Below are 12,897 nucleotides of genomic sequence, written 5' to 3' on the forward strand. Positions count from 1 at the left end.
AATTATACAAAAATGTTATTAAACTATCGTTAAGATTTTGAATTAATAACTGCATTTCCGTATGCTTCTATTGCACCGCTCATAGGAAGCGCTTTTGGCACAAAAACAGGATAGTTTTTAGAAATATAAGTATAAATTTTATTTAAAAATTCACCTTCAAACATGTCACCCGCCAAAACAGCTCCGCTTAGTACCATTTCTTTATTTAGAGTTTCATAAATATTATTCAAAAATTCCGCAAAACTCTCAACCACACCATAACTTAACAAGTAATCGTCAACACCGGCAAGCCTGAAGCTCATAGCGGTTCTGATTGCCCAGAGAGGATTTAAATTCCTCTCATCCATTTTATAATCAATTCTTGGACCTTTTTTAGTCATAGCAGAACTTGAAAATTCCATTATTTTTTCGGCAGCTTCGTCAATATTATCACTAAATCCCAAAACTATACCTATAAGGCCCCACAAATAATAAACCCCTTTTTTATCGGTGTTTAAATTTGCTTTCATTGCATTTAAAAACAAATCATTTCTTTTTTCCGAAAAATTCTTTACAAGTTTTTTGCCTGTATCGTTCATTGCGGCAATTGATGCAAAAATTTCTTCAAAAGAATTAAATTTAAACTCAAACGAAATATATTCAACAAGTCCGAATTTTGGAGAATTTAATAAAATTTTACTTTCATCGCTTTTATACAAAATATATCCAAGCGTAATTTTATCTTCTAAATTCCACATATCTACAACACCGTAAAAACCGGCAAGATATTTAGGATTTTCTTTTGCCTTAATTTCCGGAAAATTTACTTTTAAATCTAAAACAGTTTTTTCTTCTGTGGAATAAGCGGCATATTTATCATTAATTCCTGCAGAATTACCAAGTGATTTTTCAAATTTGGGAATCAACCCCCTGTCCCCTCTTACAGGGATAATTACATGCTCTTTTGTATCTGTTACAACAGCCAATATTTCTTCATCTTTTTTAACATCAAAATTAAAAAATTCAGCTTCCTTCACAGCTTTTAATCCTATAAGTTTAATATCGTTTTTAATTTCTTCGCATAAAAGTTCAAGTATCATATCATCAGGCAGTTTTACATAATATGCAGGAGTTGAAAGTCCAAACGTTTTTTTAAAATCTATATTGGTTTTTAATTTAATAAAAGGCTTTTCAATACTTGCCAAAGCCTTCGCATCTCCATCAAAGCTCATAAAATAATTTGCAACAGCACTTAAATCAACCGCCAATATTGCATCAACATTTTCTAAATTTGTTGTTAATTTATATTTACCGTTAAACGTACCAACAGAAACTTCACCGTCTTTTTTCAGTTTCTCGGCAATTTCTTCATAATATTTTTTTCTTTCGTTTTTATCATTTAATTTTTCATTATCAATTTTCAATTCTTCATTTAACTGATATCCGCATATTTCACAATGATGCATTGGATTATAATAATTTTTATTATTTACATCTTTTACCTCACTTAAACATCTCGGGCACGGAGGCAGGTTTCTTTTGGGAAATTCATTTGGTAAAAATTCACTAAATTCTTCTGTAACTTCCGCATTTAAAGAATTTAAAAAAATAGACATAGGAAGTTCATGGGCTAATTTTGAGGAATATTGCTCAATTTCTTTTTCACTACCTTTTACATATACATATAAATATTCATTTTCTTTTTTAATACCGATTGATAAATTTATCTCTTTTGCAACTCTTATAAAAAATCTCTCCAGCAAATCTCCACTCTGTTTTAAAATAAATTTTATAATCATATTTCATATCCTTTTAAAGCTTCCTCTGGCACTCCCTTTTTAAAAGATTCTTTTGCAATTTCTGTAAGTTTAATATTAGGATTTTTAATTTTTGCCTCAATTCCTAATTTATTGAGTTCAGTAATTAAAATCTTTTCCATTAATTTTGCGGCTTCCTGAACCTCGGGGGTTATACTAAAAGTGGTATCTTCACCGATTACATAAGGCACAACACCTATTATCTTTGTTTCAGGCAAATCACCCATTATATCAATCATTTGAAGGGTTTGAAGCATTTCAACCTCATGTGCGCTTCCCTGCCAGCTTACACATTCAGGAACAGCTCTGAAATCAAAGAAATAAACATCTCCTATTTTTGCCTCGTCAACATCCACACAGTCAAATACAAAAACCCTGTCATATTCAACAATTATAGGAATAAGCCTTTGTGCCAACGTTCCTCCGTCAATTATATCAATTTCATGAGGACCAATAAAATCATATTTTTCATCAATATAATTTGTAAGATGGACTCCGATTCCCTCATCACCGAATAATATATTACCTATTCCCAAAATTAATATTTTCATTTATTGCCTTTTGATTTTTAATATAGTAGGTAGAAAACAGGGCTCTGTTCACTACTTACTATATAAAAGAGAAAAAGAAGGTTATTCTTCTTCTTTTTCCCATTTCATACCTGAGAATATTGCATCCATTGAACCGTTTTTATTAAATACACCGTTAAATACTGCCATATAAATATGAATAGCTACAATAATAATAATTCCCCACATAAATATATGATGCCAAAGTCTTACATAAGCAAGTCCTCCAACTAATGTTTCAATCCATTTTGCAAATGGATACAACATTGCACCAAGTCCTTGATGATAAACTTCTGCATATAAAGCAAGCCCTGTAATTATAATACCGTAAAAAAACAGATAAAGTGCAAAATATGCCCAAAATTGCAATGGATTATAAACACCTTTTGTATGTGGATGTTTAGAAACCAATAAATAATATCCGACTTGTTGGAGAGCCACTTTTATATTAAACGCATCTTTTAATGAAGCTCTTTCATATTTTCCCTCTCTAAAAAAGAAGAAATAAAAAGTTTTATACAAAACTGCGCCAGTCATTGCAAAACCGAAAATAATATGTAATTCCCTAAAATATCCCTGTGTAAACCTGGTAGGATCTACTGAAGCATCAGCATAAGTTATATATGGATTAGCAATATAAAACCCGGTTGCAATAAGAACAAAAATAGAGATGGCTCTAATCCAGTGTTGCCATCTATAACCGGCGGAAAACTCTATTCCGCCTAAATAATTTCCCATTACTTTTAAAAATTTCATTTGTGCCTCCTTAGCATGCACCGTATTGCGGGTCTACTTTAAATTCACCTAATTTTTTACCTTTTACATCCATTACATGAACTGCACATGCAATACATGGGTCATAGCTGTGAATACTTCTTATGACTTCCAAAGGTTTGCTTGGATCAGCCAATTTCATACCAATTAAGTTTGCTTCGTAAGCGCCTTTTTTACCGTTTCCGTCTACAGGACCAGCATTCCAGGTTGATGGAACAACTGCCTGCCAGTTTTCGATTTTTCCGTCTTTAATTCTACACCAGTGACTTAACATTCCTCTTGGAACATCCCCGATGTATCTTCCTTTATATTTTTTATTAGTATCAATTTTATATGGTGTGATTGTTGATTTGTCAGATTTTAAATTTTCAACCAAATTATTAAATGCCGCAATTCCATAATCTGCAATAACTTTAGTCTGTAACATTCTTGCCGCTGTTCTTCCAAGAACAGTAAACAATGCTTTAGCAGGAAGTCCTGTTTGAGCTAAGAATTCATCTACTACTTTTTTAACCCTTGGATTTCCTTTTGCATAATTAACCACCATACATGCGAGAGGTCCCACTTCCATAGGTTCTCTGTTATATCTTGGAGATTTAACCCATGAATATTTTCCTTGTGGATTAACAACTTTTACATTAACTTCATTACCTTTACCGTCAACGGATTTACCGTCAACATATCCGGTATAATTAGGAACAGTTTCTCCGTTATATGGTTGTAAAAATCCTGTATCTTTATACCAGCTGTGAGTTACGTCTTCTGCTATTTTACTTTCGTCAATTTCATAAAATTTACTTAAATCATGGTTTTTAATATATCCGCTTGCATCAAACAGCCATTCATTTGCACCCACCTGATGTTCTCTGTATGTCAAAAAATTACCAAGATTAGTAGGTTGAACAACACTCGGTTCATTTCCAAAAGCAGCAGCGGCCATTACTATATCTGCATAATATGCCCTGTTTGCATAATCAGCCAAATCTTGGAATTTTTGCAAATATTCTCCAAGTCTGCTCGGATTTTCCAAATCCATAGCACATGTAACACCGCCGACTGTTAAACTTTGCGGATGTGGATTTTTACCGCCGAAAATTGCCATTGCCTGAGCTGCAATTCTTTGAATTTCAAGTGTTTTTAAATAATGGCTAAGTGCAATTAAATTTTGCTCAGGTGTAAACTTCATTGTAGGATGACCCCAATATCCGTTTTTAAATGGGCCCAAATCACCCCTCTCAGCAAATTTTTCTACTCTTTTTTGAACTTCTGCTAATTCATCAGCACCGGTAGCAATTGGCTCATATCCTTTTGGAACATATTTAAACGCTTCTTCACTTGCTTTTTTAGGATCTGCTTTAAGTGCACTTATAATATCCACCCAGTCAAGCCCGTGCAATTGATAGAAATGAACCATGTGGTCATGGAAAAAAAGTGCTATATTCATCAATTCTCTTGTAAGTTTTGCATTTAGAGGAGGTTCTATCCCCAACGCATCTTCTACAGCCATAATTCCGGCTTTATAATGAGAATATGTACAAACACCGCATATTCTTTGTGTCATAAATCCTGCATCTCTTGGATCTCTTCCTTTTAAAATAACTTCTATTCCCCTCCAAAGTGTTGCAGAAGAATAAGCATCTTTAATTACATTGTTATCATCCAATACTACTTCTACCCTTAAATGCCCTTCAATTCTTGTAATCGGGTCTATTACTACTCTTTTTGCCATTCTCTACTCCTTAGGATTTTTAATTGCACTAAGTGCTGCGTGAGCTACAATTGCGACACCTGCCACTACTAAAATAGTTGCACCGATTTTATCTGCTGTAGCATCTACTGTAGCTGAAGCAAATTTATGATTTGCAAGCGGTTCTTCATATGGAGCCATAGAATCCCAGAAATCTGGTTCAGAACATCCTATACAACCGTGCCCCGCCTGAACCGGCCAAGATGTATGTTGGTTAAATCTCTCACGAGAACAGTTATTAAATGTATAAGGTCCTTTACAACCTACTTTATATAAACAAAATCCGTTTTCTGCACCGTGATCACCGAACTCTTCAACAAATTCACCGGCATCAAAATGCCCTCTTCTTTCACATAAATCGTGAATTCTGAGTCCGTATGCAAATTTTGGTCTGTTGAAATTATCAACTGCCGGAAGCGCTCCGAATAATATTACATATAATATAGTTCCAACAATATTATTTGCACTTGGAGGACATCCAGGCACATTAATTACAGGTTTGTTGATTACCTGATAAACACCTTTTGCCCCTGTTGGATTCGGAGCGGCAGCCTGAATACCGCCAAAACTGCTACAAGTACCGACACTGATAATTGCAGCCGCTTTATCGGCAGTTCTTTTTAATTTTTCAAGCCCGGTTTCTGCAAATGGACCTATTGTTAAATCTTCTCCACCGCCTTTTGTAGGCACTCCGCCTTCAACGCATAATACAAATCTACCTGCAAATTTTTTCATAGCTTCTTCAAAATTTTCTTCTGCCTGCCATCCGGCTGCAGCCATGATTGTATCATGATATTCTAAATTTATATAATTAAAGATCAAATTATCAATTGTAGGTGAATCAGTTCTGATTAAACTTTCACTACATCCTGTACATTCAGCCAAATGAAGCCAAACAACAGGCAATCTGTCGCTAACTTCCGCCGCTTCGGCAATTAACGGAGAAAATTTTGTCGGAAGACCGAGCATTACAGCCATTGCTGCAGACCATTTTAGAAAATCCCTTCTTGTAAATCCATGTTCTTCCAAAACCTCAGCTACACTTTTTTGTCCAATTCCTGGAAGTTTTTTGAGAGTTGCTAATCTCTCTTTAATTTTTTGGATAGTTGCTTCATTCATTTTATCCCTCCAATTTTTTTGTTCAACATTATTATATACTAAATAAATGTTCATTTTCAATAGTTATAAGCAAAATTTATCAAATTTTATTAAAATTTTATTAATTTAATGGCTTACACATACGGCACAAATATCAAAACATTTAAATATGGAGTCAATATATTCTTTTTTTTCATTTATCATTGCAGACTGGGCGGCGGATAATTTATTTTTATCCTTTGAAGAGGAAAGGTTAAACTGTGTGGGAACTATAATATTGTAATAAGCGATTTTTCCGTTTTTTATTTCTATCTCATGAATCAGGCTTCCTCTGGGCGCTTCGACAGCGGCAATCCCTTTTGAATTACTCATTCCACATTTTATATATGAAGGCTCGCATATATCTATTTCTTTTATTTTATTAATTAAATATTCTAAAATGAGTAAACCTTCATATACCCTTGTAAGAATTCTCGTAAATATACTGTTTTTGTAATTATTATAAATTTTTCTTATATTTTCATTGTTTATATTTCTTGCAAGAGGACCTACTTCCACAAACTCCCCGTTATATAAAACATTTTTGCTTAAAGACGAATTTTCAACTTCTTTAACCAAATTGACATCACCGTTTTTTTTAAAAAAAAGATTATCTCCCAAAACCAAAAACCTGTTAATACTTTTACCAATATCTTTAGGCAGATTTTCAAAAAAAAGCTCAATATCCTCTGAATTTAAGTTCAAATCCATAATTTTCTCTTGATATTTTTCATAAATTTTATTTAATAAATCTTTTAATTTTATTATTTCCAAATTTGTGGGGTCTGAGGTAACACCTCCGGGAACCATATAGGAATTATGTGGATACTGCCCCGCAATAAGAGCTATTGCCTTTGAAATCAACGCGGCAAATTCGCCTGCTTTAAAAATATATTTTTTATCTTTTATCTGTGTTGGGAAAAGTGTAATATAAAACCATTTGATATGATTTTCCACAATTTCAAGCCCAACAGTAATATCTCTTAAAATTTCAGCTTTCTTTGAAACTTTTGCATTTACAGCATTCTCAATTGCTTTTACGGTGGCAAACAGATGGGAATGGCCGCAAATCCCACAAATTCTCGGGTTAATAACCAAAGCATCCATTACGGGCCTGTTTATTAAATAACTTTCAACACTCCTGTATTGCCAAAATTCTATTTCAACAAAATCCACTTTTTCTTCACCGTAAATTTTTAAGCTTGCTTCACCTTCTATTTTGTTAACAATTTTTTTTGTTATTTTCATTCTCACATCCGTCTATTAATTTTTTTGAAAGTCTTTCGTTTTTTAAACTTTTAGCCATTCCGCTGATAGTAAGATATGCCCTTTTACTGACTCCAAGAGGAATTTTTGCAGGAATTCCCATAAAAGTTTCTGTCTTAAAAAGCCCTGTTTTTGGAAAACTGTTTTCTGTACAGCCAAAACATGGAGTTCCGGCTCTCGGTTTTGAATTTACTTCATTCCATAAAATTTTATTACAGTTACTGTGTGTATACGGCCCCTGACATCCCTGTTCGTAAAAAAGACACCCTTCTTTTGTTCCGAAAGCATCAGCATCTATTTTCCATTCAAAATATTCATTCCTGCTGCATCCGCTATGGGAAGTGTATGAGAAAATTTCTTTTGGCCTGTTTTCTTCATCCAATAAAATTTTTTTATTTTCATACAGCATATTCAACACATAAGCAAGCCATTCGTAATGAGCGGGGCATCCGGGAATATTTATTATTTTGTCTCTGCATTTATAAAAAGCCCCTTTTTGTTCTTTATTAAACATCAGGCCTTCCCCAAATACTCCGCCGTATACGGCACAGGTTCCGAGTGCAATTATTTTGTCTGCTTTAAAAAAGAGTTTTCTTATTAAATCTTTAAGATTAAACCCGAGTCTTGAAAAATTATTTTTTAAAGCACCTTCTACAATTAATATGTCACTTTTTTGTAATTCAAACGGAGGAGAATCAAAAACAGGATGGTATAAAAAATCAAATTTTTTATAAATTTCATTTAAAAACGGATAATTTATAAAAGAATGTGTACAGCCGTTACACCCTACAGCGTCTATCCATATTATTTTAAGCTTTGAGCGCATTGTAAATATTCTCACTTACACTTTCAACATATTCTTTTAAAGGTTTGGGTAAAATTCTTTCTTTGCTTAAAAACACAAGACCGCCTAAATATCCCATAAAAAGACCGAATGCTGAGAAAAAATCCTGGTTTTTAAGTTCTTTTTTTCTTACACCCTCTTCTAAAAATATCATAATTTCCGTTACAAATGCACTAACACAAAGCATTCCTTCACACCCGTTTGCAAATATTTCTTTATTGGAAAGATAAACCCTCATAAAATAATCCACTAATTCCGGCTCACTTTCGGCCATGTCAAAATATAACTCGGTAATTTTTTTTATTTTTTCTTTGCCTGGAATATCCATTTCGTTAATTTCTTTTAATTTTTCTCCGAATCTGTTTGAGGTGTAAATAAGAAGCTCTTTTGCCAGCGATTCTTTAGAGGGAAAATAATTATACATATTCCCCACGCTCATCCCCATCTCTTTTGCAATATCTGCAATAGTTGTATTATAAAAACCGTGTTCAGCAAAAAGTTTTAAAGCTGTTTTCATTATTTGAGTTTTTTTAGTCTCTTTTGCCACTTTTTAGCCTTTTTTTATAATTATAATATAATTTCACAAAAAAGGTAAAAAAATGCACGAATATTCAATTGTAGATTCTCTTTTACAGCTTGCGGATGAACATGCAAGAAAAAACAATGCAAAAAAAGTTACAAAACTGGAAATAAAAATCGGAATACTCAGCGGAGTTGAACCGGATTTATTACAAACGGCATTTGAAACCTTTAAAGAAGGAACTATCTGTGAAGAAGCTGAATTTATAATGAAAATACAGCCTGTTGTTGTACGCTGCAAGAATTGTGGATATAAAACAGAGCTTAAAAAAGACGAATACCGCTGTCCAAAATGCAACAGTGGAAATCTGGAAATAATAGACGGGGAAGATATGTATTTAATGAGCCTTGAACTTGAAACAGATTAAATTTTCTCTTTTATTTCCTTAATAATTTCAAGCTGTTTTTGGGCAATAAAATGTGATAATTTTTCTTCTGCTTTCTTTTTATCTTCAAATTCCAAATATAATATAAATCCGTCAACAATTCTTTTTACAAATGTAATTTTAGATTTTAAATCAAATTTTTCATTTAAATCAAATTCGATATTTATTTCCATATCCTTTTCATAATCATATATAAAAGTAGTCTGAACTGTAGCATTTATTAATGAAATTTCTTTTATTATTGCTGGAATTTTTATATTATCCCATGTTAAAAAACTTTTTAACGGAGGGTTTAATTCTAAAGATATTAACTTTTTTTTATAAAAAACAACATCAAAATTTGTCAAAAATATAGTATTGTTTTCAATATCAAAATCTTTTACAACACCCCTTATTAAAATATTTTCAAATTCTATATCTATAAAATTTCCAATTTCAACTATTTTTATTATTTTTTCAGAGGTTTTAATTTCAATATTATTTTTTTCATAATCAATCTTATAAATGACCGCTTTGTCACTGATTGATAATTTATTATAATACGCCCTTATTGTTAATTTTTCTTTTACGGCGATAGAATTAAAAAATTTTCTTAAAATTTTTTCTCTCTTTTCTTCAAAATAAATATATTCGCTGTCATCTTCTATTTCATTAATATCTGCTTTTGCCAGAATATCCTCAATCCTCTGCATAATTTTTAAATAATTATCTTTTTCTCTTTTTTTTATTATTACAATTTTTTCTTTAAAAGAGATAAGTTCATTTTCATAAAAAAATTTATTGTTTTTTAAAATATTTTCTGCTAAATTTTTAATCTTTTCAAAATTATTTTCTTCAATAATCAAATAAAACTTATTTCCGTCCACCCTTGCGGCAAAAAAATTAAGTTCCTGTAAAAATTTCGCAAATTCTTTAATAGCAAAATCAACCTTGGACCTTCCGTAAATATAATTTAATAAGAGTAAATTTTCAAGTTCAACACAAACAATAAAAAATTTTTTATTCAAAGATATATATTCTTCTACTTTATTTTTAAATAATGTATCAGTATACAAATTGGTAAGAGCATCATAAAAATTATTTTCTTTAACTTTTTCAATGATTACAGGATAAAGTGAACCGGTTATTATATTCTCATCAATAATCTTTAAAACCAGATGAAAATCTTTATTATTTACTTTTATAATACATTCTAATATTTTATTATCTATTAATGCCTTAAACCACTCTTTTTTATCTTTTTTGAATAAATCCTCAAAACAATTAGCTTGGTCTATTTTCGCAAATAAATCATTTCCAAAAATCTTTTTAAACAGTTTATTTGAATATGTAATTTCAAAATCAACTATTTCAAAAATTGCAAATGTTTGATTATCTAATAACTGTTCATAAAAATTTGTTTTTCTTTTATATAATTCTTCGTAATATTCCAAAATTATTTTTGTAGGATAATCCAAAAGTTCCCTAAACCACAGATCTTTAACTGCCAATACATTAAGTACTGCATTTTTAAATTTTGAACACAAAAACATAATATCTTTTAATGTAAGCTTGTCTTTGGTTATTTCCATCAACCGGTGTAAATAAGAGCATTTTCTTACATCATTTTCTATTAAATCTATAAAATTGTTTACAAAACCTAATGCGAATCCTTTTTTAAATTTTGTTAAACTTAAATTGTTTTTATCAAAAAATTCTTTTACTTCTTTATCCTCAAGCCACAATTTAATTATTTCTTTTTTTGAATGTTTTAATTTTAATGCTATTTTTTTTCTAAGTTCCATATTATATCACCTCTCTTGGCTCTTCAATATAATATCCCTGAAAACCGTCTATTCCGAGTTCTACCAATACATCATAAACTTCCTTATTGTGTACAAACTCGGCTATAGTTTTTATGCCGAGGTCGTGTGCGAAATAATTCACATGTTTTACAATAGTATAGTATCTTTTGTTTTTATTAATCGTTTTTATCAAACTTCCGTCTATTTTTATGTAATCTGGATGAATATCTGCTAAATAACTAAAATTACTGTAACCTGTGCCAAAATCATCAATTGCTGTTTTAATACCATACGGTTTCATCTCTTTTATAAATTTGATAACTTCTTTGAAATCTTCCATTGCCTCTGTTTCAAGAAGTTCTATTATTACCCTGCCTTGCAGGTTATATTTTTCAATATGTTCTTTTAAATACCGTTTAATTTTATCGTTATGTAAATCTTTGTATGAAAAATTAATTGAAAAATCTTCTCTTCTGTTTTTAAAAACTTCGCAGCTTTTTCTTATCATTGTTTTAGTTATTTCAAAATATAATGCGGTATTTTTAACATTATCCAAAAAGAAAAACGGACTTATTAACCTATCTTTTTCTTTTATTCTAACCAGACATTCATAACTGATTTTATCAGGTTTAATTATTTTTTGAAATACTGGTATTATCCTGTCTTCAGTTAAAGCTTTTTTAACCATTTCTATTGATTCAAATTTTTTAATTACTTTTTCTTCAATATCCATTTTTTCATTATAAAAAACTATATTTAAATCATTTTTTTTAGCATATAATAAAGCTAAATGAAGTTTTTTAATTATATTTTCTTTGTTGCCATCCTTAATTATTGCCATAATTAATTCTATATTAATGGGGATTTCCTCATTTTTATATTTAATATCAATTATTTTATATTTAAAATAAGAAAATATTTTCTCAACCAATTCTTTACATAAAATCTCCCCAAAATTTAATACTATAAATTCGTCCGCGCTGTATCTGTATAATTTACAATTATCAGGCAGCAAATTTTTTAAATTTTTAGCTAAATTTTTTAATACCATATCACCAACTTCTATTGAATAATAATTGTTTATCAAAGAAAAATTTTTAATATCTACAATCATTGAACCTTTTGGATTTAGCTTCTTTAAATCTTTTTCAAGTTTAAGCTTGTTTGGAAGGGATGTTAATTCATCAAAATATGTTTTATATTCTATATTTTTTAATAATTTTGATTTTTCTTTTAAAAGTTTTATTATTTTAACTGCTAAATTTCTAAATTCTTCAAAATAGATTTTATTTTTATATATTTTTTCTTTTTTTACAAATTTTTCAAAAACAGTTAAATCATTTTTCAATTTATTTTCAATATTTTTCAATAAAACATAAAAGAGAGCTGTTAATAATAAAATTAATAATAAAAACAGAACCATTGAATCTAAAAACTCATTTAAATATTAAGTTTTTATTTCATTTTTTATTTTATTAATATCATTTAAAAATATCCCGGAGCCTATAAAATAGGGAGAATGTTTAATATGCCTTACATAAGAAATTTTTAATTCTTTTTTGCCTGTTTTTGGATTTATCCATTCATAAACAATAAAATGCTCTTTTGAATGGGAAGCTTTTATCAGCATCTCTTTTAATTTTCTTAATTTTTCATTATTTGATTTTAAAAGATTAATTCCCAAAAGTTTACTGTCTGGATAAACTAAAATCCCTCCTTTTTCACTGTCTATAAAAATATATTTGTCCAAATGATGTTTATTGTAATTTTCTATGATTTTCTTAAAAGCTTCTATTTTATGTTTTTTAGGGGCATTTACATTATTTAAAATATATTCAAACTGTTCGGCAAATAAATCTACTTTTTCTTTTAATTTACTTTTTTCGATTTGAATATATTTCTTTGTCTCTTTACTGACTTCCTCTTTGTATATATTAAATTGCTGAAAAATATTAACTATTAAAAAAACAAAAATAGTTACAAAAAAAAATTCCATATGTCACTATTTTAAATTG

Annotated in this window: 12 protein-coding genes; 1 reads left to right on the forward strand and 11 read right to left on the reverse strand. The window is 29.9% G+C overall.

The window, feature by feature from the left end:
• Positions 1-29: 29 nt before the first annotated feature.
• From DZ67_RS0100575 to DZ67_RS09615, 8 genes are all read right to left on the reverse strand, one after another.
• Positions 30-1,778, reverse strand: a complete 1,749-nt coding sequence (locus DZ67_RS0100575) for a hypothetical protein (protein WP_024791677.1) — start codon at positions 1,776-1,778, stop codon at positions 30-32.
• On the reverse strand, positions 1,775-2,347 hold the full coding sequence (locus DZ67_RS0100580) for a HyaD/HybD family hydrogenase maturation endopeptidase (RefSeq protein ID WP_024786769.1): 573 nt from the start codon (positions 2,345-2,347) through the stop codon (positions 1,775-1,777). Before DZ67_RS0100580 ends, DZ67_RS0100575 begins: the two co-directional genes overlap by 4 nt.
• Positions 2,348-2,428: 81 nt before the next feature.
• Positions 2,429-3,121 (reverse strand): Ni/Fe-hydrogenase, b-type cytochrome subunit, encoded by a 693-nt coding sequence (gene cybH, locus DZ67_RS0100585; protein ID WP_024786770.1) that lies wholly within the window; start codon positions 3,119-3,121, stop codon positions 2,429-2,431.
• 10 nt (positions 3,122-3,131) lie between these two features.
• Positions 3,132-4,868 (reverse strand): nickel-dependent hydrogenase large subunit, encoded by a 1,737-nt coding sequence (locus DZ67_RS0100590; RefSeq protein WP_024786771.1) that lies wholly within the window; start codon positions 4,866-4,868, stop codon positions 3,132-3,134.
• A 3-nt stretch (positions 4,869-4,871) separates the two neighbouring features.
• Positions 4,872-6,005: a hydrogenase small subunit gene (locus DZ67_RS0100595; RefSeq protein ID WP_024786772.1), complete on the reverse strand. Its 1,134-nt coding sequence runs from the start codon at positions 6,003-6,005 to the stop codon at positions 4,872-4,874.
• A gap of 105 nt (positions 6,006-6,110) precedes the next feature.
• Complete coding sequence (locus tag DZ67_RS0100600; protein WP_024790486.1) at positions 6,111-7,271, reverse strand: nickel-dependent hydrogenase large subunit; 1,161 nt, start codon at positions 7,269-7,271, stop codon at positions 6,111-6,113.
• Positions 7,246-8,115 carry a hydrogenase gene (locus DZ67_RS0100605; RefSeq protein ID WP_024786774.1) on the reverse strand — a complete coding sequence of 290 codons (870 nt, stop codon included), beginning with the start codon at positions 8,113-8,115 and terminating at the stop codon, positions 7,246-7,248. The genes DZ67_RS0100600 and DZ67_RS0100605 overlap by 26 nt, the downstream gene beginning before the upstream one ends.
• On the reverse strand, positions 8,099-8,650 hold the full coding sequence (locus DZ67_RS09615; protein ID WP_051428229.1) for a TetR/AcrR family transcriptional regulator: 552 nt from the start codon (positions 8,648-8,650) through the stop codon (positions 8,099-8,101). Before DZ67_RS09615 ends, DZ67_RS0100605 begins: the two co-directional genes overlap by 17 nt.
• Positions 8,651-8,732: 82 nt before the next feature.
• On the opposite strand from DZ67_RS09615, the gene hypA reads away from it, so the two are divergent.
• Positions 8,733-9,080 carry a hydrogenase/urease nickel incorporation protein HypA gene (hypA, locus tag DZ67_RS0100615; RefSeq protein WP_024786775.1) on the forward strand — a complete coding sequence of 116 codons (348 nt, stop codon included), beginning with the start codon at positions 8,733-8,735 and terminating at the stop codon, positions 9,078-9,080.
• On the opposite strand, the gene DZ67_RS0100620 is transcribed toward hypA, so the two are convergent.
• Genes DZ67_RS0100620 through DZ67_RS0100630 form a run of 3 tightly spaced genes read right to left on the reverse strand, consistent with a single transcriptional unit; the run spans position 9,077 to position 12,878 of the window.
• Entirely contained in the window at positions 9,077-10,882 is a 1,806-nt protein-coding gene (locus DZ67_RS0100620; RefSeq protein WP_024786776.1) for a diguanylate cyclase domain-containing protein, read from the reverse strand. The genes hypA and DZ67_RS0100620 overlap by 4 nt on opposite strands.
• A gap of 1 nt (position 10,883) precedes the next feature.
• Positions 10,884-12,305 (reverse strand): EAL domain-containing protein, encoded by a 1,422-nt coding sequence (locus DZ67_RS0100625; RefSeq protein ID WP_024791678.1) that lies wholly within the window; start codon positions 12,303-12,305, stop codon positions 10,884-10,886.
• A gap of 24 nt (positions 12,306-12,329) precedes the next feature.
• On the reverse strand, positions 12,330-12,878 hold the full coding sequence (locus DZ67_RS0100630; RefSeq protein WP_024791679.1) for a cache domain-containing protein: 549 nt from the start codon (positions 12,876-12,878) through the stop codon (positions 12,330-12,332).
• Positions 12,879-12,897 lie beyond the last annotated feature (19 nt).

The organism is Lebetimonas sp. JS138, from assembly GCF_000523335.1.
Lineage (GTDB): Bacteria > Campylobacterota > Campylobacteria > Campylobacterales > Nautiliaceae > Lebetimonas.

Excerpts from the sequence above, each read along its gene's own strand:
- DZ67_RS0100575 (WP_024791677.1), bottom strand. The coding sequence starts at position 1,778 with ATGATTATAAAATTTATTTTAAAACAGAGTGGAGATTTGCTGGAGAGA.
- DZ67_RS0100580 (WP_024786769.1), bottom strand. The coding sequence starts at position 2,347 with ATGAAAATATTAATTTTGGGAATAGGTAATATATTATTCGGTGATGAG.
- cybH (WP_024786770.1), bottom strand. The coding sequence starts at position 3,121 with ATGAAATTTTTAAAAGTAATGGGAAATTATTTAGGCGGAATAGAGTTT.
- DZ67_RS0100590 (WP_024786771.1), bottom strand. The coding sequence starts at position 4,868 with ATGGCAAAAAGAGTAGTAATAGACCCGATTACAAGAATTGAAGGGCAT.
- DZ67_RS0100595 (WP_024786772.1), bottom strand. The coding sequence starts at position 6,005 with ATGAATGAAGCAACTATCCAAAAAATTAAAGAGAGATTAGCAACTCTC.
- DZ67_RS0100600 (WP_024790486.1), bottom strand. The coding sequence starts at position 7,271 with ATGAAAATAACAAAAAAAATTGTTAACAAAATAGAAGGTGAAGCAAGC.
- DZ67_RS0100605 (WP_024786774.1), bottom strand. The coding sequence starts at position 8,115 with ATGCGCTCAAAGCTTAAAATAATATGGATAGACGCTGTAGGGTGTAAC.
- DZ67_RS09615 (WP_051428229.1), bottom strand. The coding sequence starts at position 8,650 with ATGAAAACAGCTTTAAAACTTTTTGCTGAACACGGTTTTTATAATACA.
- hypA (WP_024786775.1), top strand. The coding sequence starts at position 8,733 with ATGCACGAATATTCAATTGTAGATTCTCTTTTACAGCTTGCGGATGAA.
- DZ67_RS0100620 (WP_024786776.1), bottom strand. The coding sequence starts at position 10,882 with ATGGAACTTAGAAAAAAAATAGCATTAAAATTAAAACATTCAAAAAAA.
- DZ67_RS0100625 (WP_024791678.1), bottom strand. The coding sequence starts at position 12,305 with ATGGTTCTGTTTTTATTATTAATTTTATTATTAACAGCTCTCTTTTAT.
- DZ67_RS0100630 (WP_024791679.1), bottom strand. The coding sequence starts at position 12,878 with ATGGAATTTTTTTTTGTAACTATTTTTGTTTTTTTAATAGTTAATATT.